Raw genomic sequence first — 25,478 nt, 5'->3', positions numbered from 1 at the left:
TTCCGAGCGAGCCGGCTTTGTTATGAGCCGGTTGCGGGACGGTAGTGGTAGAATACCGATTTTCCGCGGCTGTTATCGAGAGATTACCGCGATTCAACGACGGATTTCGAGGCGCGTTGGCGGTGCCTACCGCGGCTCTGCGGCGGGATGGAACGAACGCTCGAATCTCGTCCGGTTCGAATCCCTGAAATAGCTCCGCCGTGTAGCACGCACCGTGTCGAAGCAGGCCCAGCAGGTGGAGACGCTCTTCTGCCACGAGACGGATCGCGGCTATCTGATCGTCGCGCGACGGAACGGTCAGCGACAGTTCCGCGCCATCCTCGAACTCAAGGAGACGAGCGCCGGGCCTCGACCCGGACGGTTTCTCCAGAAAGAAGGGTCGAGCGAGAAACCGCGCAGCCCCGACGAGTTCGTCGAACTGGCGCGAGGAGCGAACCGCATCCGCATCTCGCAGCAGACCTCGCCCGAAGGGCGGGAGGAACTGAAGGAGATGCTCGCGGGCTACCAACTCGACGCGAAGGCGGTTCGCACCTGCCGGTACTGCGCCAACAGCGGACGCTACTCGCCCATCAACGGCGAGACGGCCATCGACGCGGGAGAGGAGTACATCTGCCCCGACTGCGCGACCCAGGAGTTGGAGCGCGAACTCTCGTTCCGGGGCGACCTGACCGGGGCTGCGCAAGACCGACTCGAAGACCTCCTGCTGGAAGTCCAGGACTTGGAGCGAATCACGAACCTGCTCAAAGGACGCCTCGACCCCGACCTGACGAAGTTCGACGAGATCAGCGCGAACGTCGAGGACGTGGAGACGGTGCCGGTCGATTCGCTCGACCTGCACCCCGGCATCCAGAACTTGCTGGAACCGCGGTTCGACGAACTGCTTCCCGTTCAGAGCCTCGCGGTGCAGAACGGACTGCTCGACGGCGACGACCAACTCATCGTGAGCGCGACGGCGACCGGGAAGACCCTCGTCGGCGAGATGACGGGCATCGACCGCGTGCTGAACGGGCAGGGGAAACTGCTTTTTCTCGTCCCCCTCGTCGCGCTGGCGAACCAGAAACACGAGGATTTCAAAGAGGAGTACGGCGACCTGGTGAACGTCACTATCCGGGTGGGCGCAAGCAGGGTGCGCGACGACGGCAATCGGTTCGACCCGAACGCGGACGTTATCGTCGGCACCTACGAGGGGATCGACCACGCGCTTCGAACCGGCCGCGACTTAGGCGACATCGGCACCGTCGTCATCGACGAGGTGCACACCCTACAGGAACAGGAGCGCGGCCACCGACTCGACGGCCTCATCTCGCGGCTCAAATACTACTGCGAGGAGCGCGCGAAGCGACGCGAGGGGTACGGCGGCGCGCAGTGGGTGTATCTCTCGGCGACGGTCGGCAACCCCCGCGATCTGGCGAGGGCGCTCGAAGCGAACCTCGTAGAGTTCGAGGAACGCCCGGTCGCGCTGGAACGCCACGTCACCTTCGCCAGCGGGCGCGAGAAGCCGAACATCGAGAACAAACTCGTCAAGCGCGAGTTCGACCGCGAATCCTCGAAGGGGTATCGCGGCCAGACAATCGTCTTCACCAACTCGCGGCGGCGCTGTCACGAGATATCCAGAAAGTTGGAGTACAACTCCGCGCCCTACCACGCCGGACTGGACTACGGGCGGCGCAAGCAGGTCGAACGCATGTTCGCCGAACAGGAACTCGCGGCGGTCGTCACGACCGCCGCCCTCGCCGCAGGCGTCGATTTCCCGGCCTCGCAGGTTGTCTTCGATTCGCTGGCGATGGGCATCGAGTGGCTCTCGGTACAGGAGTTCCACCAGATGCTCGGACGCGCCGGGCGGCCCGACTACCACGACCGCGGGAAGGTGTACGTCCTCGTGGAACCCGACGGGAGCTACCACAACAGCATGGAGATGTCGGAAGACGAGGTGGCGTTCAAACTCCTGAAAGGCGAGATGGAGGACGTTCGCACGCTCTACGACGAAAGCGCCGCCGTCGAGGAGACGCTCGCGAACATCACGGTCAGCGGGAAGGCCGCCAAGCGCCTGAACGACCGGATGATCGGCGACGTGCCGACGAAACACGCCCTCGGCAAACTGCTCGAATACGAGTTCATCGACGGCTTCTCGCCGACCCGCCTCGGGCGCGTCATCACCACCCACTTCCTCGCGCCGGACGAGGCGTTCAAGATGGTGGACGGAATCCGGAAGGAAAAACACCCGTTCCGCATCGTGGCTGACCTCGAACTCCACGGCGAGGACGAGTAGGTCACCATCACGTCCGAAGTCGGCGCTAGTAGGAGTCCGTAGGGTCGGCAAGCGGTGGACGGTCGCGGAAGAGAGTTTTATCAACAGCGTTAATTAGTGATGCATCCGAGTGACCGACGATGGATTCCAGAGAACAGGTTGACTTTCTCGCTAGCTCACCAACCCGTCTCTGCCTCCTCAGAAAACTACGCGACCAATCGCTAGACCCGAGTACGCTCACGGCTCGCTGTACGTGTTCGCGAGCGACCGTCCACCGGAACCTAGAGACGGTACAGCAGTACGGGTGGGTGCGGTCGGTTGATGGCAGCTACGAACTCACCGTAGTGGGCAAACGAATCCTCGACCAGTTCGATTCACTCCTCGAAACGATTTCCACCGTGAACGCTCACAAGATGTTCTTTCAGCACCTCGGCGATCTCGGTCTCGATATTCCGCTCGCCGGGTTCGACTCCGGAACAGTCGTGACTGCGACGCCGGAGAACCCGCACGCACCGCTAAGGTACTACACGACCGAGATCGCCGAGCTATCGAGCAAGCGATTTTACGGCATCTCACCGATAGTAAGCCCCGAGTTCAACGAAGCGGGCCGGTCGTTCGTCGAATCAGGAACCGAGATAGAACTCATCATCGACGAAACCGTCTTAAGCGTGGCTCAAGCGGCATACCCGAACGATATCGCTGAAGCATTCGAAGTCGATCACTTTTCCCTCTACGTGTATCCGGACGACCTCACGTTCGGCCTCGCCCTGTTCGACGATCGGGTCTTCGTCGGTAGCCACACCGACAACGGACAACTACAAGCGTGTCTCGACAGCACCGACGAGGAACTGTTCGACTGGGTGGCGGATCGGTATAACCAGTTCCGTGCGGAGGCGGAGCCGGTCGAGCGTGATTCAGACAGAGCATGAATGCCTCGTTTAGAAACCATCGGAGGGCCGAAGTAACCATTCACTCGTAGATGAGCGGTGTCGAAGGAATGGTGCGGGGCTGGTGATGACGCCAGAACTCCGATATCAGCCACCGAAAGTAGCTGGGATGTTCCATCGACAGGATATATTCGTTCATTGATTGTCTTATAATTACCCCATGAGCGACCGTACACGGTGTGAACGTTCGTTCATCCCGTGAAACACAGCGTCGAACCGCCGAGCGCCGTGCGATAAATGGGAGAACGCTTCGCTAACGTCGCCGGTGACCATGCGAACGTGCCGCTGGAAATCGCAAATTTCGTCGAACCGAGTCCGACACGGAACGAAACCGACGCGATGTCGGCGCCGGCTTCAAATTAAACGAAACGCTTTACAAGGTAAACGCACTATTGCGTTGTACGGGATCGTGGGGTAGCTTGGTATCCTTTCGGCCTTGGGTGCCGATAACCCCGGTTCAAATCCGGGCGATCCCATACAACCTTTTGCTGCGTTCAGGTGGGCCAGAGGCACTCATTCACTGGCAAAACGTCGATGAAAAGCATTGCGCTCCTCCCGGTGGTCGTCGCTTGGCCCGCCCGCTCCGCTCGCAGGAGAATCACTGGAAGCGTAACCGCACAGCGGCGCCACCGGTAGCAATCGAACGTGCGATTACTCGTCCTTGAACGACTTCGACGCGAAAACGGTGAACGCTCGTTACTCCACTTGCTGACTCGAATCGCCAGACCCTACGCCCTCATCGCGCCCGTCGGTCTGTTCAGACCCCCTCTCTTCGAGGTTGTTTTCGAGGGTCTCCTGTTTCATCTTCGATTTGAACTTCCGTTTGACGAGGTAGTATCCGCCGACGGAGCCAGCGCCGAACACCACGGCACCGGGTTTGCCGAAACGACGATAGCCGAACTTCGCCGCCTTCTTGCCGACCGTCAGTGGTCCGAGCATACTCTACGATGTGACCTCCGAAACCGAAGGTGGCGGGGTTGTGCACGCAAGTCGTTTATCCGCCGACCGTCCTATAGCGGGGCGGACATCTTATCCATTCGATTTAATACTAGTCTTACATATAATCCGCTTGAATATGAGACTCGTTGGACGCCGAGAGGTGGCTGACGGTAAACTCCTCGCGCGGTTCCGCCGCGCGATTTCGCGGGTGAGTGCCGGAATCGCTCGCACGAAGTCGAGGCTGGCAACGTTCGGGGAACGCGACGCGAGCGAGCCAGCCGGCGGTCGGTCGCTGGCCGATTTCGTACTGGAGACGGGCATCTCGCCGGACGAGTACGTCGTGAACCTGCTCGAAGAACGCGGCGGCGACCTGCACCAACAGGAAATCATCGCCGAAACGGGGTTGAATCGGTCGAGCGTCAGTCGGCTCCTTCGTGAGATGGAAGAGAACGGGCAGATACGTCGCGTCAGACTCAGCACGGAGAACGAAGTGTACCTACCGGACGCCGTGCCTGACCTCGCCAGACCGTCCGACGCCGCATCGACGGCAGATATCTGACACGACTTTGCGAAACTTCTTACGTAATCGAGCACCAATGGATACTGAATGGCACGTGCGGAGAATACGGAACTGGTAGATCGATTCGAGCAGTTCTACCGGCGGTACTACGGCGACGAGGTCGGGGAGCTCGCACAGCAGTACCCGAACGAGAAACGCTCGCTGTACATCGACTGGGACGACCTCTATCGGTACGACGCGGACATCGCCGACGATTACCTCGCGCAACCGCAGCAGTTACAGGAGTACGCCGAGGAAGCGCTCCGGTTGTACGACCTTCCAGTGGACGTGAGTCTCGGACAGGCTCACATCCGGGTGCGGGGTCTTCCGGAGACGACGGAGATTCGCGCGATTCGCGCCCGGCACGTCAACACCTTGGTGAGCGTGCAGGGCATCGTCCGCAAAGCGACGGGGGTTCGACCGAAGATTCAGGAGGCCGCCTTCGAGTGCCAACGCTGCGGAACGTTGACTTACATTCCGCAAGCAGGCGGGGACTTTCAGGAACCCCACGAGTGTCAGGGGTGCGAGCGACAGGGACCGTTCCGCATCAACTTCGACCAGTCCGAGTTCATAGACTCCCAGAAACTCCGCGTGCAGGAGAGTCCCGAAGGCCTGCGCGGCGGCGAGACGCCCCAGAGCATCGACATTCACATCGAAGACGACATCACCGGAAAGGTGTCGCCCGGTGACCACGTAACGGTGACGGGTGTGCTTCACCTCGAGCAGCAGGGGAGCGGACAGGAGAAGTCCGCGGTCTTCGACGTGTACATGGACGGCACGACGGTCGAAATTGAGGACGAAGAGTTCGAGGACATGGACATCACGGACGAGGACAAAGAGGAGATCATCGAGCTCTCGAACGAGGACGACATCTACGAACAGATGGTGGGTTCCATCGCGCCGGCCATCTACGGCTACGACGAGGAGAAACTGGCGATGATACTCCAGCTGTTCTCCGGCGTGACGAAACATCTCCCGGATGGGTCGCGGATTCGCGGCGACCTGCACATGCTCCTCATCGGTGACCCCGGTACGGGTAAATCACAGATGTTATCGTACATCCAACACATAGCGCCTCGTTCCGTCTACACCTCCGGGAAAGGTTCGTCCTCAGCAGGTCTCACCGCCGCCGCAGTCCGCGACGACTTCGGCGACGGCCAGCAATGGACGCTCGAAGCGGGCGCGCTGGTGCTCGCGGACAAGGGTATCGCGGCGGTGGACGAGTTGGACAAGATGAGCCCTGACGACCGATCCGCGATGCACGAAGGGCTAGAACAGCAGAAGATCAGCGTGAGCAAGGCCGGAATCAACGCGACGCTGAAATCGCGCTGTTCGCTCCTCGGCGCGGCGAACCCGAAGTACGGGCGGTTCGACCAGTACGAATCCATCGGCGAGCAGATCGACCTCGAACCCGCGCTCATCTCCCGATTCGACCTCATCTTCACGGTGACCGATCAGCCCGACCCCGACCACGACGCACGTCTCGCGGAACACATCCTCCAGACAAACTTCGCGGGGGAGTTGAACACCCAGCGCACGGAGATCAACGCGCCGAACATCAGCGAGGAGGACGTCCAGAGCCAGACGGAAGAGGTGGCTCCGGCCATCGACGCCGAACTCCTGCGAAAGTACATCGCCTACGCGAAATCGAACGTCTACCCGACGATGAAGCCGGAAGCCCGCGAAGCGATCCGGGACTTCTACGTCGATCTACGTGCGAAGGGTGCCGACGAGGATGCACCGGTTCCGGTCACGGCCCGAAAGCTGGAGGCGCTCGTTCGGCTCTCGGAAGCGAGCGCCCGCGTCCGGCTCTCCGACACGGTCGAACAGGAGGATGCAGACCGCGTCATCGATATCGTTCGGTCGTGTTTGCAGGACATCGGCGTCGACCCCGAGACGGGGCAGTTCGACGCCGACGTGGTCGAGACGGGAACGTCGAAGTCCCAGCGCGACCGCATCAAGAACATCAAGCAACTCATCGCAGACATCGAAGAGGAGTACGACGAGGGTGCGCCCGTCGAAACCGTCCTCGACCGGGCGGACGAGATCGGCATGGATCCCTCGAAAGCCGAGCACGAGATCGAGAAGCTGAAACAGAAAGGCGAGGTGTACGAACCGTCCACCGACCATCTGCGAACGACCTAACATAGACAGAATCTCCGCGCTTCGGAACATCGAAGATGCCCTCTCGGATTTCGAATCCGGCGAGAGCGGCCTGAAGGAGACGGAACGACGGATGGTGGCCGTACTTCGAACGTAGGCAACGGAGTTCGTTAGCGAGCGCGATTTTGTCGGCGTACCGAGCACGTGGCGACGAACGAGCCTATGGTATCGTCGTCGCCGGTTCGAGGAACTTAGCGCGCGAACGAGTCCACGACCTGTTCGATGCCGAGGAACCGGAATTCGAGATGGATACCGTATAATATTTGATAATAATCAGGATGTGAAAAATGGATAAATATGGTCATCGAATAGTATAGACGAAAACTGTGTGGTTAGGGGTGTGAAACGAGACAGCGTGGACAATTTTTCAGAATTTTCCAATTCCGTAATAATGGGGGTGGCACGATGATACACAGCAGATGGCACAGGAGAGGCCACGCAGCGAGCGCGGTATCGCCGAGGACGATCCGTCATGAGCGGCGTTTCGGCGAAACTGGACGACGAATCCAACGTCCTCGTCCTCGCTCCCTCAATGAGCACAGAAACCGACGAGGTCTGTATTGACCTGCTCACACGGACCGTACCGGAGCAGGAGAACGTTCTCTGGATCACGTACACACGCTCGCCGGACAGTTGCCTTCAAAACTGGCTCTCGCACGCCGGTGAGCGACCGGCGAACCTCCGGTTCCTCAGCGTCGGGGAGACGGTTCGCTCGGTTACCGCGACGACCCCGATACAAGAGACGAGTGGCGACGTGGCGGCAGACGCCGTCATCGACACGCTCTCGAATCCCGGCGATCTGACGGGACTAGGAATCAAGACCAGCGAGGTGCTCCAGCAGTGGCACGGCGACGGCAACAAAATCGTCGTCTGTTTCCACTCGCTGACCGCTCTGCTCCAATACTCGGACGTGCAGACTGTCTAATAGATTCGGTCGTCAGCCTAGCGCTAGATTCGTCTTGAGGAATCGAAAGCAGAGTAACTGATTCAAGACCATTATACGACTACTCACGCCGTTCTACGGACTCCAAGTTAGCAGAGTCTCGTTCTCGATGTCTGGAAACGGATAGTAAGTGTCCGAAAACTCAAAGGGCAATCTACCGCGCGTTCCGGATGTCGGCGGCGATGTCGTCCAACTCCTCGTCCGAGAGGTCGGGGCGGGAGCCCGCGATGGCGTGGATGGGTCTGCCGCCGTCGCCCTCGAACCGCGGAATGATGTGCCCGTGGACGTGCGGGACTTCCTGTCCCGCCGCCTCGCCGTTGTTGAACGCGACGTTACTCGCGTCGGCGTCCACCGCGTCCTCGACGGTCGGCGCGAGGCGGTGGAGCGCTGCAAACACGTCGGCGGCGGTGTCGGCGGGCAGGTCGCCGAGCGTCTCGTGGTGGTCTTTCGGGATGACGAGGGTGTGACCCGGCGCAAGTGGGTTCACGTCGAGGAACACGAACACGGTATCGTCCTCGTAGACGGTTCTACTGGGGATGTCGCCCGCCACGATCTGACAGAAGATGCAGTCGTCCGGCATACGTCGCTAGTTGTGGGTCGGCGCCAAGAAAGTTGAGGCTCCGAGGCGGTTCGACGTCGCTACCCCCGCAGTTGGAGCAGTTGTCGACGCCGCGATTCGATGTCGAAGTTGGGTTCGAGTTCCGGGTCGTCCGCGAGCCTGTCGAGGACGAGCAGCGGATCGATTCCCGCACGCTCTACCCGGTCAAGCAGGGGGTCGATTCGCCGACGGTGAAGTGCGAGCGACGAGAGGAGCGCGGCGGCGAGCGCCATGGCGGCGGCGGCCTCCCCGTCGTCAGGAAGCACGTCGCTGATTCGGGAGAAGTCGGTGAGTTCGGTCTCCGGATTCTCGACAGGGTCAAGCGAGAGACACCGCGGGCAGATGAATACCGAGGCCGGTTCCGACGGAACGTGTTCGCGTAGGTCGGGCGGAACTGCGAACGGAAGTCGGTCGTCTCCGCATTCTGGACAGTTCATGAAACGAATAGAGGAGTGCAATCTTCAAAAGCCTATCACCGACGTCGGCCCGGATCAGGTCGGCGGGGGCGTCTCGGCGTGGTCTTCGCCTTCGTCGGTCACGTCGATCGGAATCCCGGCGTCGCTGTTCTCGCCGAATCCGGCGCTCAGGATGCGTGTCAGGGCGTCCTCGACGGATTCGTCGGTTTCGGTGAACTGCTCGGGTTCGACCTCCACGACGAACCCGGTCGTGATGTTCGGCGCGGTGGGCAAAAAGAGGAGCTCGCGGCCGTCGTCAGTCGATTTGCCGGTTTTGAACGCCGTCATCCGCATGCCGTCCCACGTCTCTATCTTGACCGGTTTCTGGAGTTGGTTGGTGTCCGAAAGCGCGGTTTCGGCGGCCATCTTGGACGCGTTGTAGACGATTCGGAGGCCGGGCAGTTGGTTCATTATCCCGTCGATGGTGTTCTCGACGATGCCGCCGACCGTCGTCCGCATGAGATAGCCGACGCTGAGCACGAGCATCGAGAACACGACGAGGACGATGCCGACGCGAACGAGGTCGCCGGGAATCACGCCGAAGAAGTTCGTTTCCGAAAAACCACCTAAAAACGGCAGGTTAGCTATCTTGAGGAACAGCCACGCCACGATGTACGAGGTTACCAAGAGGGGGGCTAAGACGATGAGTCCGCTACCGGCGTCACGTTTCCACGAGGACATTTAGGTGTAGCATTTGTGTGCGGGAATATAAACCAGTTGCAACGTTCGTACTATCGACCGAGAACGGCGCGGGCCGCGAACAGTAGATTCTCCTTTCGCTCCATCACGCGGCGGTAGAAATACGACAGCCACTTGTCTCCGTAAGGGACGTACTGCCAGACCTCGTACTCGCGGGCGAGGTCGTACTGGGCGTCCTCGCGCACGCCCATCAGCATCTGAATCTCGAAGTCGGTGCCGTACTCCTCGTGGAGGTCTTTGGTGTACTCTATCATCGCCGGGTCGTGGCTTCCGACCGCGACGCCGCCCTCGAACTCCTGGAACATGTACGCGAGGTACTCGCGGTAGACGGCGTTGACGCGCTCTTTCTGCTTGTACGCGACGTCAGAGGGTTCGTCGTACGCGCCCTTCACCAGTCGAACCTTGCCGGGAACGTCGGCGAGTCGTTCGAGGTCGTCCTCCGTTCGTTTCAAGTTCGCCTGCACGCAGACGCCGACGCCGCCGCCGTGTTCGCGGGCGAGTTCCTCGTACACGTCAAGCGTCGCGTCGGTCGTCGTGTGGTCTTCCATGTCGATCCAGACGAAGGTGTCGTCCGCGGCGTCGGCGAGGCGCTCCATATTCTCGCGGAAGACGTGCGTGCCGACGTCGAGACCGACCTGCGAGGGCTTGACCGAGACGCAGGCCGAGAGGTCGGAGCGGTCGATATCCTCGAGCAGTCGAACGTAGGTTTCCGCGTCCTCGTCCGCCGATCGACGGTCGTCGTAGTGTTCGCCGAGGAGATTGAGGATGGCGTTGACGTTTCGTTCGTTCAGTTCCTTCGCGTGGTCGAGCGCCTCCGCCGGCGTCTCGCCCGCGACGAACCGACTGGCGACGGGTGGAATCATACTCCGGGGTTTGCACCCCCGTGCCTTATGGTTATATGAAATCAAAGGGAATTCCAGCGCCTAAAGTCGCAGGATGAATCCGACGATCCATTCTACAATCCACTGTCGATAGTACGAATGAATATTCTATGTTCTAATGCAAATGTTTACAATAAGTGTTTCATAACTTAGTATGGAGGCGTTTCATGAATGCACATCCACCGAACCTTCTGGGCGAAAATCCTCAACCACAGTCAAGTGGCTGAGATGCTTGACTGGCATGGGGGGAGTGCATCGAAACTCTGGAACGTCGCAAACTATCATTCCCGCCAAATGTGGGACGAAACGGGCGAGATCCCCGATGTTTCTGACTTGAACTGCAAGTTAAAAGGTCACGAGACGTACAAAGGACTCCATTCCCAGTCCAGTCAGCGCGTTCTGGACGAACTCGCTGAAGCCTTCAACTCGTGGTACGGAAAACGCAAGTTCGATAATCGAGTGAATCCGCCCGGATACCGCAAGAAAAACTACTACGACCGAGACGGAAACCGTGTTCATGAAGAACACCCTCGTTCCGCTGTGACGTGGAAGCAGAAAGGTATCCGCCACGACACTAAACATAACCGCTTCCGACTCTCGAAGGGTGCGAATCACAAAGACCACCCGCGTGACTGGGACTACATCCTCGTCGAATACGAGGTTCGTGACGACGCGGAGGTGGAGAACATCCAGCAGGTTCGTGCCGCCTACAACTCACCCAAAGAGCAGTGGGAACTCCATCTCGTCTGCAAACACGAGATTGAGACGCCCGAATCGCCCGGTGACGAAACCGCAGGTATCGACCTCGGTATCTGTAACTTCGCCGCTGTCGCGTACAGCGCAGAGCAAGCTGACTTGTACCCCGGCAACCGACTGAAACAGGACGGGTACTACTTCCCAAAGGAGATTGCCAAATGCGATGATTCGGGTGGCTAGCGAGCGACTCGCTTGCACCACAGGTGGTCAGAACGTCGCACTCACTTTTTCCACGGTCTTGCCAAGCACATCGTTGAACGATGTGGTGAGCGCGGCGTGGATTACATAAACATCGGTGAGTTGAGTGGTATCCGTGAGGACGGAAACGATGACGCAAAGAACTGGGGAAACATGGAAACCTCGACCTGCACGGGTGGGCGTTCGACCGATTTGACAACATCCTTGAATACAAAGCGAAGGTCGAGGGCATCGAGGTCAGAGAAGTATCTGAGCGGAACACGAGTAAGACGTGTTGTGTTTGCGGTAGAGAAGATGAAAGTCAGCGTGTTGAACGTGGCTTGTACGTCTGCGAGGATTGTGATGCAGCGTTCAACGCTGACGTGAATAGTGCGGAGAACATTCGACTCGACAAAAGTAACTCCGAGTCTTCGGTCAGTTTGGCCGGGGATAGGAGTACCGGCTGGTTGGCACAGCCTGAAGTCTACTTTCATGACCACTCCTGCGGATTCCAACCGCAGACAGCGGTGGTAGATTCCAAACCGTAATATTCCAACGCTCGGAATTCCTCTGTGTTCATGCGAGGAGGATGTCAAATATGACGGCGCCAGACCGTCGGTTCTTAAGACCCCGAGGGTTTCTTCTCGATTATGGAGTTGTTCGACGTGGACGTTTTCGAGGTCATGGTCGTCGCGGTCTGGGCGATGTTGCCCGCCTACGTGCCGAACAACATCGCGGTGCTGACGGGGGGCGGTGCGCCTATCGACGGCGGGCGAACGTGGAACGGGCGGCGACTCCTCGGCAACGGGAAGACGTGGCGGGGGACTATCGCCGGAATCGCCGCCGGAGCGGTGCTGGCGTGGGGACTGAACGCGGTTCGTCAGGGGGTTACCGACGCGCTGAACGTGTCGCTCCCTGCGTTTCCAATCGCGGTCGTCCTCGCTATGCCCGCCGGAGCCATGCTCGGGGACATGGCGGCCTCCTTTCTCAAGCGTCGAACGGGCCGAGCACGCGGAGCGTCGTTTCCGGGCGTCGACCAACTCGACTTCGTCGTGATGGCGCTCCTTTTCACCTCGCTCTCAGCACCGGAGTGGACACTCGACACCTTCACGCTCCCCGTGCTCACCGTGGTCGTTCTGGTGACGCCGCTGCTCCACCTGATAACGAATGTCATCGCGTACGTGCTAGGGTTGAAGAACGAACCGTGGTGAGCCGGCATCTCGAAGAACTACCTTTAAACCCGCTCCCCACCCGGTTTCTCGCATGGCGAGCCAAGAACTCATCGACGCCCTGCGAAAGGCCGACGCCGTGCAGTACGGCGAGTTCGAACTGTCCCACGGCGGGACGAGCGACTACTACGTGGACAAGTACCTCTTCGAGACCGACCCGCACTGCCTTGAGCTCATCGCCGAAGCGTTCGCGGAGCGACTCGGAGAGGCGAAACTCGCGGGCGTGGCGCTCGGCGCGGTACCCCTCGTGGCGGTTACGAGCGTCGAGACGGGGCTGCCATACGTCATCGCCCGGAAGCAGAAGAAGGAGTACGGCACCGCAAACCTCGTCGAAGGCCGACTGGACGAGGGCGAGGAAGTCGTCGTGGTGGAGGATATCGTCACCACGGGTCGGAGCGCGGTGGACGCGGTCGAGGCCCTGCGGGAGGCCGGAGCGGAGGTGAGCCGAATTCTGGTCGTCGTGGACAGGGAGGAAGGCGGGCGCGAGAATCTAGTCGAGGCGGGCGTCGAGATGGAGGCGCTGCTCTCCGCGTCCGATTTGCTCGATGTGCGAGAGGGATAGCGGGAAGTCGTTGCAGTCGTTTTCGGTTGGTTCGAGCCTCAGTAAGAGACACCACGCTTTGTCGATTTCTCGTAATCCCTTCCGTCACCGTCGTTGGAAAATGTCATCATAATTGTATTAATCGTCCCGGAACCGACCGATATCGGCGACGAGTACCGCCACCAAGAGAACTACACTCACCGCCTCTGCACCGATAGCCGGAAGGATTCGCCAGTAGGGGCCGGAATCGGCGAATCCGCTACTCCGGTGAACCACCGCGCCGATGAATCGAAATCGAACGAGCGTCCACCAGAGTAGTCCACACGCTCCGAGGAGAGCCAGTCCCGCGGTTGTACTTCGGTACGATTCCGATTCTAGAGTCGTTTCGCGTCCGGACGAACCACCAGAACGACCCGACCAACGCGACGGTGGCGAGCGCGAAGTCGAGCGTCGTGGACGGTGGAGTCATATGCTCTCGAATTCGGTGAGCAATTATCTGCTTTTTCGTCGCTCGTCCCTCATGACGACTTCTGGCTGTACTCTCGGGGGCTTCGAGGGTGGTACCGCGGAACCGGTTCCGCACGAAATCCAATACCAAACCTGCGGAAGATATTTATACGATACTGCGATTATTCTCTCCTGAGCAACACGATGATAGGTGGCTACTTTACACGCCGGGTTCTCGCCCGCTAATCTAGTCACCACCATCGTCGCTTCTCCGCCCGCTCTCGACACGAGGAGCGAAGCGTCTCCGGACGAGAGGATTCGTTCGAATCCGATTCGCGCACTCGTGAATGGAGCGCGGCGATACCGTAACCGAAATGCGAATCACGAGTCACAACCATGAACCAACGGTCATCTCCACGAGTAGTCGTATCGCTTCCCGACGGATCGAAACGCGCCTTCGACCGCCCGATTTCGGTCGAGGCCGTCGCGTACGACATCGGCTCTGGACTGGGCGACGACTGCGTCGCCGGAGTCGTCGACGGCGACCTCGTCGCCCCGGAGCATCGAATTGCCTCCAACGCCGATTTGCGGATCGTCACGCCCGACTCAGCGGAGTACGTCCGCGTCCTGCGTCACTCCGCCGCGCACGTCCTCGCGCAGGCCGTCCTGCGCCGGTTCCCGAACGCGAAACTCGCCATCGGACCGCCGACGGACGACGGCTTCTACTACGACTTCGACGATGTCGAACTCAACCAGCACGACCTCGCCGACATCGAGGCCGAGATGGGCGACATCGTGGCCGCGGACGACGACATCGTGCGCGAGGAGGTCTCGCCCGACGAAGCGCGCGAACGGCTCGCCGACCAGCCGTACAAACGAGAACTGCTGGACGAGATCGAGAGCGAGGACGAACCGGTCACGTTCTACCGCCAAGGCGAGTTCGAAGACCTCTGTGCGGGGCCGCACGTCGGGTCCACGGGCGACATCGGCGCGCTCTCGCTCCTCGAAATCGCCGGCGCGTACTGGCGGGGAGACGAGGACAAGACGATGCTCACGCGAGTCTACGGCACGGCGTTCGAGAGGGAGTCGGAGCTAGCGGAGTTCCTCGACCGTAAGAAGGAGGCCGCGAAGCGCGACCACCGCAAAATCGGCGAGGAGATGGAGCTGTTCTCGGTTCCCAACCACTCGCCGGGTTGCGTCCACTTCCACCCGAACGGGATGGCGATTCGCCGCGAATTAGAGGAGTTCGTGCGCGAGAAGAACGCCGAGTTGGGCTACGACGAGGTGAAGACGCCCGAACTCAACCATGCCGACCTCTGGAAGAAGTCGGGTCACTATGAGCATTTCAAAGAGGAGGGCGAGATGTTCGCGTGGAAGCAGGACGGCCGCGAGTACGGACTGAAACCCATGAACTGCGCGAACCACGCGTCCATCTACGACCTCCGGCGACGCTCCTACCGCGACCTGCCAGTTCGCTTCTCAGAGTTCGGGACGGTCTACCGCAACGAGCAGTCCGGCGAACTCTCCGGGATGCTACGAGTGCGTTGCCTGACGCAGGACGACGGCCACGCGTTCGTCCGTCCCGACCAGATTCGAGACGAAATCGCCCGCACGTTGGCCGTCATCCGCGAGATGTACGCGGCGTTCGACCTCGACGTTATCCTCGCACTGGAGACGAAACCGGACGACGCCATCGGCGACGACGCTCGCTGGGAGCAGGCTCACGACGCCCTCCGAGAGGCGCTGGAAGACGAAGAACTGGACTACGAGATAGCGGATGGAGAAGGTGCGTTCTACGGGCCGAAGGTAGCCATCAACGCGAACGACGCCATCGGACGCGAGTGGACGATAGGCACGGTGCAGTTGGATTTCGTGCAACCGGAACGACTCGACATCAGCTACGTCGGCGAGGACAACGAGGAACACCGCCCCGTAATGATCCACCGCGCGCTCCTCGGGTCGATAGAGCGGTTCATGGGCGTCTGCATCGAACACTTCGCCGGGAGGTTCCCGTTCTGGCTCGCACCCGAGCAGGTTCGCGTTCTGCCCATCACGGACGACGATTCGGACTACGCCGAGGGCGTAGCGGACGAACTCGCAGGATTTCGGGTCGAAGTGGACGACCGCGATTGGACGCTCGGAAAGAAGATTCGCGCGGGCCACGACGACCGCGTTCCGTACATGGTCATCGTCGGAAGCGACGAAGCGGAATCGGGCACGATCTCCGTCCGCGACCGAGCGGAGCGCCAGCGAAACGGCGTCGAACCCGCCGACTTCCGACGCCATCTCGAACGCGAACGCGAGGAGAAGCACCGCGAGTCGAAGTTCCTCGACTGACATCGTACGATTACACGGTTGTGCTTAGACGAATCGCGTTTAGCATCGAAGTGTTCAAGGTTGCACGAAGGTGAGGGTAGGAGTGTGAACCGAGCAGAGAAGGCCAATCTCCAGTTGCAGGCCGTCTCCGTCCTTCGGATGTTGAAGGAGACTCGCACCTACGACGAACTCGCCGCGGTGACCGGTCTACCCGCAGGCGACCTGAACCGATACGTGAACGGTCACGTCCTGCCGAGCACCGACCGTGCGGAAGCGGTCGTGGAAGGCGTCGGACGCGAGGAGCTCGCGGCGGAACTCCAAGCTCGCACTCGCCTCGACCCCGAGGGGTACGTGGACAACTCCGGTGTCGTCTTCGACCAGTCGTTCCTCGACCTCGTCGCGCCCGTCGCCGCCGAGTCATTCGACTTCGGCCACCCCGACGTGGTGTTGACCGCCGCGACCGACGGCATCACCCTCGCTGCCGCGATGGCGAGCTACTTCGGCGCTCGGTGCGCCTACGCGAAGAAGTCGAAGGAGACCGCCGTCGAGGAGTTCATCGAGGCTCGTCAGCGACTTGCTTCAGGCATCGAACTCACCTACTACCTCCCCGCCTCGGCCATCGCGCCCGGCGAAACCGTGCTGGTCGTGGACGACTTAATTCGCTCCGGCGAAACGCAGGAATTGTTGCTCGACATCGCCGACGACGCGGGCGCCGACGTGGGCGGCGTCTTCGCCCTCATCGCGGCGGGGACGGAGGGCATCGAACGCGCCGAAGGGCGAACCGAGGCACCCGTGGGTGCGCTCGCCTCGTTCGAGTAGCTCGCACGCTTGATGAGCAAATTCGTGCATAATCTGGTCGAGTGGGACGAAAATGTTTAAATAGATACCAACAAGCATGCTCAAGTGTGCAACATGGGCGCGCTAGGTGAGTTCTTCGATTTCGACGAGCACGACACAGACCTCAGAACGGAGGTTCTCGCGGGAATCACGACGTTCCTGACGATGTCCTACATCGTGGTGGTCAACCCGGCTATCATGACGATGTTCCCCGGCGAGAACGGCAAACCGGGAATCGCCATCGACGGTTACACGCCGGGCGAGGTACAGCAGATGCTGGCCGTCGTCACCATCTTGTCGGCGGCGGTCGCCATCTTCGTGATGGCCTTCTACGCGAAACGGCCCTTCGCGCAAGCGCCGGGCCTCGGCTTGAACGCCTTCTTCGCGTTCACAGTCGTCGGCACGCTCGGCATCTCGTGGCGAACCGCCCTCGCGGCGGTCGTCACGGAAGGCGTCATCTTCATCATCCTCACGGTGATCGGTGCACGAAAGTACGTCATCTACCTATTCCCCGAACCCGTCAAGTTCGCCGTCGGGACGGGTATCGGACTGTTCCTCGCCATCATCGGGTTGGAGGAGATGCAGATCGTCGTCGCCGACCCGGCGACGTACGTCACGCTCGGGAGCGTCGCACAGAACCCGGTCGCCATCCTCTCAGTCATCGGCCTCTTTTTGACGCTCGGGCTCTACGCTCGTGGAATGACCGGTTCTATCATCATCGGCGTCCTCCTGACTACCCTCCTCGGGGGTATCGTCACGTTCGCGGGACTGGTCGATTCCGGCGTCGTCGCGCCTGCGTTCGTCCAGAACGGCGGCTTCGACTTCTCCCAGATGACGCAAGCGCAGTACGACATCACGCCGCTCGTCGGCGCGTTTCTGGAAGGATTCGACAACGTCGACGAGTTCACGTTCGCTCTCATCGTCTTCACGTTCTTCTTCGTAGACTTCTTCGACACCGCGGGAACCCTAACCGGCGTTGGACAGATAGCTGGATTCCTCGACGAAGACGGGAATCTCCCCGAGGTCGAGAAACCGCTGATGGCCGACGCGGTTGGGACGACGGTCGGCGGCATTCTCGGCACTTCGACGGTGACGACCTACATCGAGTCCGCGACCGGCGTCGAAGAAGGTGGTCGAACCGGCATGACCGCGCTCGTGGTCGGTCTCCTCTTCGTCGCGTCGCTGGCTATCGTTCCCCTCGCGGCGGCGATTCCGCTGTACGCGTCCCACATCGCGCTAGTCGTCGTCGCCATCATCATGCTCGGCAACGTCACCGACATCCAGTGGGACGACATCACCCACACGATTCCGGCGGGGATGACAATCATCATCATGCCGCTGACGTTCTCCATCGCCTACGGTATCGCTGCGGGTATCGTCAGCTACCCCATCGTGAAGGTGGCAACCGGCGAGTGGCGCGACGTGCGCCCCGGCCAGTGGGCGCTGGCGCTGGCGTTCGTTATCTACTTTGTCGTCCGAACCGGCGGATTCCTACAGGCGAACGTCTGAATCGACGAGTCGCTTTTTACCGCGTCTTTCGCACTTCGCAAGTCCGTCGGAGTTGCTCACCGCCGGAAGACGAACCGCCTCGTTCTGTCCCTCGCAAATCCAGCGGATTTGCTCACCAACAACAAACTCTTGTTTCGTCCGTTCCTACGTTCGCGCATGTCGAATCTCGAACTGTACGAACTCGAAGGCTGCCCGTTCTGCGCGAAGGTGACGCGGAAACTGGACGAACTCGAACTCGACTACGAATCCCATTACGTCCCGCGCGCCCACGCAGAGCGCACCGAAGTGGAGGAAGTGAGCGGTCAGACCGGCGTCCCGGTGCTGGTCGACCCGGAGCACGGCGTGGAGGGGATGGCCGAGAGCGACGACATCGTGAACTATCTCGAAGAGACGTACGGGAGTTAAAACTACTGCAGATATTAACGTAGAAGACGAACTGGAACACCATCTGTCGTATAGTTACGACGAAATGTCGGCTTACGACGAATCGAGTACAGCCCGCAAAGTAACCGTACCGCCCGCGAACGAGTATCGACCACCGAACAACACGAAGCCACACCGTCTTCAGCCTTGGTGCTATCGCTCCCCATGCAGGGATCGTCATTTTTGCCGTCGGGCCATCCGATTTACCACAGTCCCGCACGTAGCGACGAACATGACGACTCGACGCCAACTGCTCGGTGCGACCGGTCTGCTCATCGGCGGCCTCGCCGGCTGTGCGCGATTCGGCGGAGGCGGTGAGGATAGCGGGGGAGGAGAAGGAGGAGAAGGCGGGGAGGGCGGTGAAGGCGGAGAAGGTGGAGAGGGCGGTGGGGACGACGGATAGGGCGGGGGAGGCTGAAAAGCGAATCGAGTCGACCGACTACGCCTTCGCCCGCTCGCGGATCAGCTTCCGAAGTTCGTCGGGGTCGTCGATTCCTTCGACCTCTTCGCGTTCGACCAGCGCGGTGTCGTCGACGGTCTCGCGCCGCGCCGAGTCCACGAAATAGACCGACCGAGTGCGCGCAACGTGACTGATGGAACTCATGATTCGAGCGCGCTTCTCGGCGGTGCGGTTGAACGCCGAGTGACTTGTCAGGACGCGGTCTTCCTGCTCGTCCTCGCTCACGGTCTTGAATGGGGCGCGAGTCGTCGGATGCACCGTGAAGCCGACGCGGGTGAGCACGGTGAACATATGCTGGTCGTCCGGTTCGGCTTCCGGTTCGTCCAGTTCGGAATTCTCGATGACCTCCTCAGCACCTTCGAACACTTCCACCGGGCTGGTCAGTTCCCGGTCGAACAGATCTTCGAGTGCGATCGCCACGTCCACGCTGGCGTTCATACCGTCCTCGTACTTCGAGACGGTTCGGCGGGAGACGCCGAGTTCGGTGGCGAGCTGGCCGAGGCTCCACCCGCGCTCTTTGCGCTCGTCCTGTAACACGTCACCGTCGATGTTGACGTACAGACCGCCGGGCGCGGCGTACACCAGCGGCGGCACGCCTTCGACGAAGAGGTCGAGCGCCGTGTCGGGGCTGAACACCGGCACGCCGTGGCGGAAGTACACCACGCCGGGTTCGAGGTCTTGGTTTCGAGAGCGCAGACCGATGACAATCGGCGTCGCTTCGAGGTAAGTGCCGAGCCGTCGCATCTCCACGCCGGTCTCGGCGTCGAACGCATCGATGTTTCCGAGGATCTTCAACAGTAGCAGGTCGGAGCCGCGTCGAGCCGCCACGTCGAAGCTCTTCGGTCGAATAGCACACCGGTCGCTAACCGCGAACCCTGCGTCGTCGAGCATCGCAGTCACGTTGTCGACCAGTGCAGACCGAGACATAGTGAGAGGTAAGTGATTCCAATATAAATACGTTTTGTCGGAACACCGTGCCGCAGTCTTGCGATTGCGGAGAGCGACGGCGATAGATTCATATACCGCAACGCGGCTCCGAAAGTCGTTAATCCACCACGCGGTAATCCCCGGACGTGACGGTCATCGGTCTCGACGACACCGACTCCCGCGAACGCGGGATGTGCACGACCCACCTCGCGGCGCGCGTCGCGGAGCGCGTTCGAGAGGCGGGAGGTGACGTGGAGCGACTGCTCCTCGTTCGCCTCAACCCCGCCGTGAAGCACAAGACGCGAGGAAACGCCGCGCTCGCTATCCACACCGACCTCGATCCGAAGCGGGCGTTCGAACTCGCACGCGACGAACTCGAAGCCGCCGCCGAGACGGACGACCCGAAGACAAATCCCGGACTCGTGGTCGCGCCGCACGCCCCTGACGAGACGCCCGACCAAGTCGCCGTGTTCGCCCGTTCCGCGGTTCGAGAGCACCTCTCCCGCGAGGACGCCGAGCGACGCATCGAAGCGGCGGACTACCGCCACGCGGGGTGGAAAAACGCCCGCGGAAAGATCGGCGCGCTGGCCGCGGTTGGGAGTTGGGTCGCGTTCGCCGAGTGGACTTACGAGCACATCTCCTACCGCGAAGCCGAACGTTGGGGGACGCCCCGCGAGGTGGATGTGGAGTCGGTGTTCGACGCCGCGGACGACGCCTACCCCGCGGTCTGGGACACGGTCGACCGCGGAACTGGCGGGGCGGTCTGCGTCCCACGCACGCCCTGTCCCATCCTACACGGGATTCGCGGCGACGACCCGGACGCAGTCCGGCGGGTCGCCGACCGAATCGACGGCGAACCAGTCGCGCGAACTGCCCTCTTCGTGACGAATCAGGGCACCGACGCTCACCTCCGAGACGCCGACCTCGGAACGGTCGAGGACGACTCCGGAGTGGCGGAGGGGCGCGCCTACCGAGTCACTGGAACCGTCGTCTCGAAGCCGGAGACGCGACGCGGAGGGCACGTTTTCTTCGCTTTGGCGGACGGACGGAGCGAACTGCGCTGTGCCGCCTTCGAACCGACGAAGCGGTTTCGGAACCGCGTCAGAGACCTCCGGGCCGGCGACCGAATCACGGCTTGCGGCGAGGTCGCCCGAGGAACCCTGAAGCTGGAGAAATTCGCGGTGCGAGACCTCGACACGACCGAACTCGTCACGCCAAGCTGTTCGAACTGCGGACGCTCGATGAAGAGCGCGGGAGCGGGACAGGGCTATCGGTGTCGTGATTGCGGAACGCGAGCGGACGAAAAGGTCGAACGGGAGGTCGAGCGCGAACTGGAACCGGGGTGGTACGAGGTGCCGCCGGAGGCGCGCAGGCACATCGCAAAACCCCTCGTCAGAGGCGGATTCGACGCGCCGACGCATCCGGAGCGATAGCCGAGCGGTCGGGGATTCGAAGAACTAAGCGTCGGTCGAGAGTTCAGGCCGTCCACGTCCCGTCGCCGTACATGTGGTACTTGTACGTATCGTCGCCGTACCAGTGGTCGTCCTTGAACATCCAATCGGTCGTGTAGGAGTAGTTCACCGTGGTCGTCCCGTCCGCCGGGTCGATTCGGTAGCCGGGGTAGGCGTTGAACGTCGTCTCGGAGACGTTCTCGCCGAACTTCAGGTCGAACTTGTGCGTGGCCTTCTCCGCAACGAGGTCGATGGTCTCCTCGATGTTCGTGTGCGAGTGGGCCGTCGACCAGCCCCACCCGAGGCTCGTGTCGACCTCCGAGCCGGTCGCCGAGACGCCGACGCTGAACGAACTACTGCTCGACCCGCTCGTGGACGGGGGGCCGTGCTTCGCCAGTTGTCCTCGAAATCCATTGTTCGGAGGACGTAGTCGTTCATCCAGTCAGAGCGACCGAGCGCCTTGCCGGGCGTCATGCTCAACTTGGTCTTCCACGAGAAGTAATCGCGGTTCGGGTCGGTTTCGTTGGCGGCTTTCGCACCCCAGACGAACTTCTCTATCTGCCCGTGTTCGTTCAGGTCTTTCTCCTCGTGGCTCCGGCCGAGGCAGTCCCAGCCGCTTTCGGCGTCGGGACAGGTGTACGCCATCGTCGTCGCGCTGCTCGTCGGGGTACTCGTCGCACCGCCGAGTTCGAACGTCCCGTCGATTCGGGAGAGGACATAGCTCCGTGACGGACTGTCGGTTCGATACTGATGCGTGTCGATGGCGCCGCCGCGCGGCCACGCGACCGCGACTGAGGCGGGAGCGTTTCGGTCGTACTTGACGCCGAAGATCGCCGAGAGGTCGGCGGGCTTTTCGAGCGCGGACGACGTCGCCGCGTCCGCGGCCTTCGAGGGGCGCACGTCGTACAACAAGGAGACGAGCGCGTCGTCGGCACCAGTCCCGACGAACGAGATCGGCGCGCCGCGTTCAGCGCGCTCACGAGTCGGCCGCGCGGAACCGATGTATCCGCGGACAGGAGCAGCGCGTCGGCGGCGGTGGGACTTTCGACGCGGTTCGCTCCGGCGGGTAGGTCAAGACCGACGCCCGATTCCAGGAAGACGCGTCGTCCGACGAGACTCCGTCCTCGTTCGGGGCGTTTCGCGCCCGCCGGAACTGCGAGCGCGGTCGTTCCGGCCGCGACTCCTTTTAGTACACTTCTTCTCGTTGTATAATATTGACTTGACAAACATTTTAATAATATATCCTGAGACGAAGTAAATCTACCCTAATCGTAGTAAAATTATGAAGAGCGACGAGGCCGAAAATGCTGGAGGAACGCTACGATTTCAGTCCGTGACCGGTGAGCGGAACGACCACGCCCGCGTCTTCGTCGAGGACACCGCGTTCGCGGTACGCCGATAACCCGGCGACCGCCACGGCGCTCGTCGGTTCGACGTAGAAGCCCGTCCGGTGGAGCGCGTCGAGCGCCTCTCGGGTCGCCTCCGCGTCCAGCGCGATAGCGTCGCCGTCGGTCGCCTCGATTGCGTCTGTAATCTGGTCGCGGCGGGCGGGGTGGGCGATCTGGATACCGTCCGCCACGTCGTTTCGCCCCTCGTCGGCGTCGTGGAGTTCGCTCGCGATCGGTGCGACACCCTCGGCCTGCACGCCGAGCAGTCGGGGCATCCCGTCGATCCACCCCGCGTCGAACAGGGCGCGGAAGCCCCGGTACGCCCCGAGAAAGAGGGTACCGTGGCCGAGCGGGCAGACGACGGCGTCCGGCACCGACCAGTCGCGCTGGGCGGCCAGTTCCAGCGCGACGGTCATCGTCCCCGCGAAAAAGGCCGGATTCCACGCGTGACTGGCGTACCAGCCCTCACCCGCCTCCACCGCGTCGATGCAAGCCTCGGTCACGTCCTGCCTGCTTCCGTCGACGCGAACCGGAGTCGCACCGGCGCGCTCGATGGCGTCGAGTTTCGATTCCTTCGCGTCCGCGGGAACGTAGATCTCCGCGTCGATACCCGCCCGTGCGGCGTACTGGGCGATGGCCGCGCCCGCGTTGCCCGAGGAGTCTTCGAGCACCGTCTCGACGCCGAGTTCGGCGGCGCGGGAGAGGGTCGCGGTCGCACCGCGGTCTTTGAAACTCCCCGAGGGGAAGACGCAATCGAGTTTGAATTGGGCGTTCCAGTCGTCCGCGTCCACCAGCGGGGTGAAGCCTTCGCCGAGGGTGACGACTTGCCGGACGGGGAGGAACTCCGAGAAGGCCCAGAGACCCTCGCGCGTGTCGGTTTTGGCGAAGTTCGGGGCGGGGCCGTCGGGAAGCGGTCGCTCGGAGAAGTCGAGTGGCTGACCGCACTTGCACCGCCACGGTTCGTCCGGCCCGGCGGGGAACTCGCGCCCGCAGGCCGAACAGGAGAGGTCGGTCGGCATCAGTACTGGTCGACGTCGGTTCCGACCGAGCAGACGTACTCGCCCGTGGCGACCTGCGGCAGGCGGCGGGAGCGCCAGAAGATGCCAGTTCTGTCGGCGGTGACTTCGGCTTTGAGTTTGCCGAACACGTCGGTGACCTCGAAGAGCACGTCGCCCGCGTCAACCTCGTCGCCGAGGTCTCGTCGGAAGGTGACGAGACCGCCGCTCGGTGCGCCGTAGCGGTCGAATCCGGTCGCTCGCGTCTGGGATTCGAGTTCCACGTCCCCGTCGAGGAAGCCGTAGTAGCGTAAGACGTTGAACACACCGTCGACGCCGAACTGGATGCTCTCTTCGTCCCAGCCGACGCAGCCGCCGAGTTCGGGGTCGATGGTCGGGATTCCCTCGTCGGGGGCGGTGCGGGCGAGCTGCCCGTCCGGACCTTTCTGGTCGAGCACGTAGCCGCAGCTGAACACCTTGGCGAGTTCCAGGCACTCGTCGTGGAGGCGGTGGCGCGGGCCGCAGCGCACGCGAGCCTCGTTCAGCATCTGGCTCGTGGAGCCTTGGTGCAGGTCGAGCACGAGGTCGGCCCGTGACGCGATTTCAAAGGTGGCCGCCGCGATTCGCTCGCTCGACGTGCCCGACTCGTTGCCGGGATAGGTGCGGTTCATCTTCGTATCGTCGACTGGATTACGGTGTTCTGCAACCTGAAAAGCGTGGTAGTTGACGAGACCGACGACGAGAATCGTGCCCGATAGCTCCTCGGGTGCGAGTTGCGGTACGACGCGCTTTACGACGCCGAGACCGTTGAGTTCGTCACCGTCGCTGACGGCCTGAATATACAGCGTTTTCCCCTCTCTCGCACCGTTCACGACGGCGACGGGGAGACCGAACTGGCTCCCGTCGCGGGTCTCACCCACCGGGAGGCGGCCAGTATCGACCTCCCCGGGGGCCGCACTCGCCGTTCCGAGCGTTGTCATTACCGATACACCGTTTCCGAACACCCTTAGCAGTTCGGTATTCCGTTATGGCATCCGGAGAGACTATGCGGAATCGGTGAAATCGTTCACCCGTGGCGACCGCGGTCGGACCGGCCGGAACCGTGTTTTTCGTCATCTCCGGGCGGGAGTTAGAGACCTACGCCTGACCGCGGTTTTTTCGTCCTCGTCATCGTGTACCGAACGTGAACCGAGAGAACGTCTCCAGCGGAACGGAGTGGGAGTCGCGCGTCGGCTACTCGCGGGCAGTTCGAGTCGGAAACGAAGTTCGCGTCTCCGGGACGACGGCCACCGACGAAGATGGGAACGTCGTCGGCGTCGGGGACGCCTCCGCGCAGACGAAGCGATCGCTCGAAAACGTCGAATCGGCCCTCGAAGAGGCGGACGCACGTCTCGACGACGTGGTTCGGACGCGGATGTACGTGACCGACATCGAGAACTGGGAACCGGTCGGCGAGGCCCACGCGGAGTTCTTCGGCGACGTGCGACCCGCCACGAGCATGGTCGAGGTGAGCAGGCTAATCGCACCCGAGATGCTGGTCGAAATCGAAGCCGACGCCGTCGTTTCAGACTTACCGACGCATCTTTTATC

General features: G+C 61.6%; 24 protein-coding genes, 1 tRNA gene and 3 pseudogenes. 17 read left to right on the top strand and 11 right to left on the bottom strand.

Annotation, left to right across the window (positions count from 1 at the left end):
• The first annotated feature begins 214 nt into the window (after positions 1-214).
• The 3 genes from LIW51_RS16350 to LIW51_RS16340 all read left to right on the top strand — a co-directional run bounded on the left by LIW51_RS16350 (position 215) and on the right by LIW51_RS16340 (position 3,671).
• Entirely contained in the window at positions 215-2,269 is a 2,055-nt protein-coding gene (locus LIW51_RS16350; RefSeq protein WP_227375151.1) for a DEAD/DEAH box helicase, read from the top strand.
• Positions 2,270-2,388: 119 nt separating this feature from the next.
• Positions 2,389-3,177: a helix-turn-helix transcriptional regulator gene (locus tag LIW51_RS16345; RefSeq protein WP_227375150.1), complete on the top strand. Its 789-nt coding sequence runs from the start codon at positions 2,389-2,391 to the stop codon at positions 3,175-3,177.
• A 421-nt stretch (positions 3,178-3,598) separates the two neighbouring features.
• Positions 3,599-3,671, top strand: a tRNA-Pro gene (locus LIW51_RS16340).
• A gap of 220 nt (positions 3,672-3,891) precedes the next feature.
• On the opposite strand, the gene LIW51_RS16335 is transcribed toward LIW51_RS16340, so the two are convergent.
• A complete protein-coding gene (locus LIW51_RS16335) occupies positions 3,892-4,134 on the bottom strand; it encodes a hypothetical protein (RefSeq protein WP_227375149.1) in 243 nt (80 codons plus the stop codon).
• Positions 4,135-4,294: 160 nt separating this feature from the next.
• On the opposite strand from LIW51_RS16335, the gene LIW51_RS16330 reads away from it, so the two are divergent.
• The 4 genes and pseudogenes from LIW51_RS16330 to LIW51_RS16315 all read left to right on the top strand — a co-directional run bounded on the left by LIW51_RS16330 (position 4,295) and on the right by LIW51_RS16315 (position 7,781).
• Positions 4,295-4,693, top strand: coding sequence for a helix-turn-helix transcriptional regulator (locus LIW51_RS16330; protein WP_227375148.1), 399 nt, complete (start codon positions 4,295-4,297; stop codon positions 4,691-4,693).
• Positions 4,694-4,741: 48 nt separating this feature from the next.
• Positions 4,742-6,838 carry a minichromosome maintenance protein MCM gene (locus LIW51_RS16325; RefSeq protein WP_227375147.1) on the top strand — a complete coding sequence of 699 codons (2,097 nt, stop codon included), beginning with the start codon at positions 4,742-4,744 and terminating at the stop codon, positions 6,836-6,838.
• A gap of 1 nt (position 6,839) precedes the next feature.
• Positions 6,840-7,116: pseudogene (locus LIW51_RS16320) on the top strand (DUF7854 family protein).
• 212 nt (positions 7,117-7,328) lie between these two features.
• Complete coding sequence (locus LIW51_RS16315; RefSeq protein WP_227375146.1) at positions 7,329-7,781, top strand: DUF7504 family protein; 453 nt, start codon at positions 7,329-7,331, stop codon at positions 7,779-7,781.
• Between the two features lie 172 nt (positions 7,782-7,953).
• Here the strand turns inward: LIW51_RS16315 and LIW51_RS16310 are convergent, their stop codons facing one another.
• Genes LIW51_RS16310 through LIW51_RS16295 form a run of 4 tightly spaced genes read right to left on the bottom strand, consistent with a single transcriptional unit; the run spans position 7,954 to position 10,414 of the window.
• A complete protein-coding gene (locus LIW51_RS16310; protein WP_227375145.1) occupies positions 7,954-8,379 on the bottom strand; it encodes an HIT family protein in 426 nt (141 codons plus the stop codon).
• A 59-nt stretch (positions 8,380-8,438) separates the two neighbouring features.
• Complete coding sequence (locus tag LIW51_RS16305; protein ID WP_227375144.1) at positions 8,439-8,834, bottom strand: DUF6276 family protein; 396 nt, start codon at positions 8,832-8,834, stop codon at positions 8,439-8,441.
• 54 nt (positions 8,835-8,888) lie between these two features.
• A complete protein-coding gene (locus LIW51_RS16300) occupies positions 8,889-9,533 on the bottom strand; it encodes a DUF502 domain-containing protein (protein ID WP_227375143.1) in 645 nt (214 codons plus the stop codon).
• Positions 9,534-9,583: 50 nt separating this feature from the next.
• On the bottom strand, positions 9,584-10,414 hold the full coding sequence (locus LIW51_RS16295) for a proline dehydrogenase family protein (protein ID WP_227375142.1): 831 nt from the start codon (positions 10,412-10,414) through the stop codon (positions 9,584-9,586).
• Between the two features lie 189 nt (positions 10,415-10,603).
• Here LIW51_RS16295 and LIW51_RS16290 point away from each other — a divergent pair.
• The 3 genes and pseudogenes from LIW51_RS16290 (at position 10,604) to pyrE (ending at position 13,156) form a co-directional block, all read left to right on the top strand.
• Positions 10,604-11,913: pseudogene (locus LIW51_RS16290) on the top strand (RNA-guided endonuclease InsQ/TnpB family protein).
• A 102-nt stretch (positions 11,914-12,015) separates the two neighbouring features.
• Positions 12,016-12,576, top strand: coding sequence for a CDP-2,3-bis-(O-geranylgeranyl)-sn-glycerol synthase (locus tag LIW51_RS16285; RefSeq protein WP_368411745.1), 561 nt, complete (start codon positions 12,016-12,018; stop codon positions 12,574-12,576).
• 52 nt (positions 12,577-12,628) lie between these two features.
• A complete protein-coding gene (gene pyrE / locus LIW51_RS16280; RefSeq protein WP_227375141.1) occupies positions 12,629-13,156 on the top strand; it encodes an orotate phosphoribosyltransferase in 528 nt (175 codons plus the stop codon).
• 117 nt (positions 13,157-13,273) lie between these two features.
• Here pyrE and LIW51_RS16275 read toward each other — a convergent pair whose 3' ends face one another.
• Positions 13,274-13,411 (bottom strand): hypothetical protein, encoded by a 138-nt coding sequence (locus LIW51_RS16275; RefSeq protein ID WP_227375140.1) that lies wholly within the window; start codon positions 13,409-13,411, stop codon positions 13,274-13,276.
• Positions 13,395-13,604, bottom strand: a complete 210-nt coding sequence (locus LIW51_RS16270; protein ID WP_227375139.1) for a hypothetical protein — start codon at positions 13,602-13,604, stop codon at positions 13,395-13,397. Before LIW51_RS16270 ends, LIW51_RS16275 begins: the two co-directional genes overlap by 17 nt.
• Positions 13,605-13,978: 374 nt before the next feature.
• Between LIW51_RS16270 and thrS the strand changes: the two genes are divergently transcribed.
• The 5 genes from thrS to LIW51_RS16245 all read left to right on the top strand — a co-directional run bounded on the left by thrS (position 13,979) and on the right by LIW51_RS16245 (position 19,070).
• Complete coding sequence (gene thrS / locus LIW51_RS16265) at positions 13,979-15,919, top strand: threonine--tRNA ligase (protein ID WP_227375138.1); 1,941 nt, start codon at positions 13,979-13,981, stop codon at positions 15,917-15,919.
• A gap of 84 nt (positions 15,920-16,003) precedes the next feature.
• Complete coding sequence (locus tag LIW51_RS16260) at positions 16,004-16,717, top strand: phosphoribosyltransferase family protein (RefSeq protein WP_227375137.1); 714 nt, start codon at positions 16,004-16,006, stop codon at positions 16,715-16,717.
• 93 nt (positions 16,718-16,810) lie between these two features.
• Complete coding sequence (locus LIW51_RS16255) at positions 16,811-18,244, top strand: NCS2 family permease (RefSeq protein WP_227375136.1); 1,434 nt, start codon at positions 16,811-16,813, stop codon at positions 18,242-18,244.
• Between the two features lie 156 nt (positions 18,245-18,400).
• Positions 18,401-18,649 (top strand): glutathione S-transferase N-terminal domain-containing protein, encoded by a 249-nt coding sequence (locus tag LIW51_RS16250; RefSeq protein WP_227375135.1) that lies wholly within the window; start codon positions 18,401-18,403, stop codon positions 18,647-18,649.
• A gap of 250 nt (positions 18,650-18,899) precedes the next feature.
• A complete protein-coding gene (locus tag LIW51_RS16245; RefSeq protein WP_227375134.1) occupies positions 18,900-19,070 on the top strand; it encodes a hypothetical protein in 171 nt (56 codons plus the stop codon).
• A 36-nt stretch (positions 19,071-19,106) separates the two neighbouring features.
• On the opposite strand, the gene LIW51_RS16240 is transcribed toward LIW51_RS16245, so the two are convergent.
• Positions 19,107-20,054 (bottom strand): transcriptional regulator, encoded by a 948-nt coding sequence (locus LIW51_RS16240; RefSeq protein ID WP_227375133.1) that lies wholly within the window; start codon positions 20,052-20,054, stop codon positions 19,107-19,109.
• A 146-nt stretch (positions 20,055-20,200) separates the two neighbouring features.
• On the opposite strand from LIW51_RS16240, the gene LIW51_RS16235 reads away from it, so the two are divergent.
• Positions 20,201-21,487, top strand: a complete 1,287-nt coding sequence (locus LIW51_RS16235) for a tRNA(Ile)(2)-agmatinylcytidine synthase (RefSeq protein WP_227375132.1) — start codon at positions 20,201-20,203, stop codon at positions 21,485-21,487.
• A 228-nt stretch (positions 21,488-21,715) separates the two neighbouring features.
• Here the strand turns inward: LIW51_RS16235 and LIW51_RS16230 are convergent, their stop codons facing one another.
• The 3 genes from LIW51_RS16230 to LIW51_RS16220 all read right to left on the bottom strand — a co-directional run bounded on the left by LIW51_RS16230 (position 21,716) and on the right by LIW51_RS16220 (position 24,868).
• The gene (locus tag LIW51_RS16230) at positions 21,716-22,417 is read right to left on the bottom strand and encodes a hypothetical protein (protein WP_227375131.1); all 702 of its coding nucleotides are present in this window, start codon (positions 22,415-22,417) and stop codon (positions 21,716-21,718) included.
• A gap of 406 nt (positions 22,418-22,823) precedes the next feature.
• Positions 22,824-23,912 (bottom strand): threonine synthase, encoded by a 1,089-nt coding sequence (locus LIW51_RS16225; RefSeq protein WP_227375130.1) that lies wholly within the window; start codon positions 23,910-23,912, stop codon positions 22,824-22,826.
• On the bottom strand, positions 23,912-24,868 hold the full coding sequence (locus LIW51_RS16220; RefSeq protein ID WP_227375129.1) for a succinylglutamate desuccinylase/aspartoacylase family protein: 957 nt from the start codon (positions 24,866-24,868) through the stop codon (positions 23,912-23,914). Before LIW51_RS16220 ends, LIW51_RS16225 begins: the two co-directional genes overlap by 1 nt.
• A gap of 203 nt (positions 24,869-25,071) precedes the next feature.
• On the opposite strand from LIW51_RS16220, the pseudogene LIW51_RS16215 reads away from it, so the two are divergent.
• Positions 25,072-25,455: pseudogene (locus LIW51_RS16215) on the top strand (RidA family protein); the annotation flags it as partial.
• Positions 25,456-25,478: the final 23 nt, after the last annotated feature.

The sequence above is a fragment of the Haladaptatus halobius genome, assembly GCF_020618475.1.
GTDB lineage: Archaea > Halobacteriota > Halobacteria > Halobacteriales > Haladaptataceae > Haladaptatus > Haladaptatus halobius.
This window is presented reverse-complemented; position numbering and strand designations above follow the sequence as displayed.

What these genes read in the sequence shown, in the direction of transcription:
- LIW51_RS16325 (WP_227375147.1), top strand. Translation starts at nt 4,742, where the DNA reads ATGGCACGTGCGGAGAATACGGAACTGGTAGATCGATTCGAGCAGTTC.
- thrS (WP_227375138.1), top strand. Translation starts at nt 13,979, where the DNA reads ATGAACCAACGGTCATCTCCACGAGTAGTCGTATCGCTTCCCGACGGA.
- LIW51_RS16285 (WP_368411745.1), top strand. Translation starts at nt 12,016, where the DNA reads ATGGAGTTGTTCGACGTGGACGTTTTCGAGGTCATGGTCGTCGCGGTC.
- LIW51_RS16295 (WP_227375142.1), bottom strand. Translation starts at nt 10,414, where the DNA reads ATGATTCCACCCGTCGCCAGTCGGTTCGTCGCGGGCGAGACGCCGGCG.
- LIW51_RS16270 (WP_227375139.1), bottom strand. Translation starts at nt 13,604, where the DNA reads ATGACTCCACCGTCCACGACGCTCGACTTCGCGCTCGCCACCGTCGCG.
- LIW51_RS16225 (WP_227375130.1), bottom strand. Translation starts at nt 23,912, where the DNA reads ATGCCGACCGACCTCTCCTGTTCGGCCTGCGGGCGCGAGTTCCCCGCC.
- LIW51_RS16245 (WP_227375134.1), top strand. Translation starts at nt 18,900, where the DNA reads ATGACGACTCGACGCCAACTGCTCGGTGCGACCGGTCTGCTCATCGGC.
- LIW51_RS16335 (WP_227375149.1), bottom strand. Translation starts at nt 4,134, where the DNA reads ATGCTCGGACCACTGACGGTCGGCAAGAAGGCGGCGAAGTTCGGCTAT.
- LIW51_RS16305 (WP_227375144.1), bottom strand. Translation starts at nt 8,834, where the DNA reads ATGAACTGTCCAGAATGCGGAGACGACCGACTTCCGTTCGCAGTTCCG.
- LIW51_RS16300 (WP_227375143.1), bottom strand. Translation starts at nt 9,533, where the DNA reads ATGTCCTCGTGGAAACGTGACGCCGGTAGCGGACTCATCGTCTTAGCC.
- LIW51_RS16220 (WP_227375129.1), bottom strand. Translation starts at nt 24,868, where the DNA reads ATGACAACGCTCGGAACGGCGAGTGCGGCCCCCGGGGAGGTCGATACT.
- LIW51_RS16315 (WP_227375146.1), top strand. Translation starts at nt 7,329, where the DNA reads ATGAGCGGCGTTTCGGCGAAACTGGACGACGAATCCAACGTCCTCGTC.
- LIW51_RS16310 (WP_227375145.1), bottom strand. Translation starts at nt 8,379, where the DNA reads ATGCCGGACGACTGCATCTTCTGTCAGATCGTGGCGGGCGACATCCCC.
- pyrE (WP_227375141.1), top strand. Translation starts at nt 12,629, where the DNA reads ATGGCGAGCCAAGAACTCATCGACGCCCTGCGAAAGGCCGACGCCGTG.
- LIW51_RS16240 (WP_227375133.1), bottom strand. Translation starts at nt 20,054, where the DNA reads ATGTCTCGGTCTGCACTGGTCGACAACGTGACTGCGATGCTCGACGAC.
- LIW51_RS16345 (WP_227375150.1), top strand. Translation starts at nt 2,389, where the DNA reads ATGGATTCCAGAGAACAGGTTGACTTTCTCGCTAGCTCACCAACCCGT.
- LIW51_RS16255 (WP_227375136.1), top strand. Translation starts at nt 16,811, where the DNA reads ATGGGCGCGCTAGGTGAGTTCTTCGATTTCGACGAGCACGACACAGAC.
- LIW51_RS16250 (WP_227375135.1), top strand. Translation starts at nt 18,401, where the DNA reads ATGTCGAATCTCGAACTGTACGAACTCGAAGGCTGCCCGTTCTGCGCG.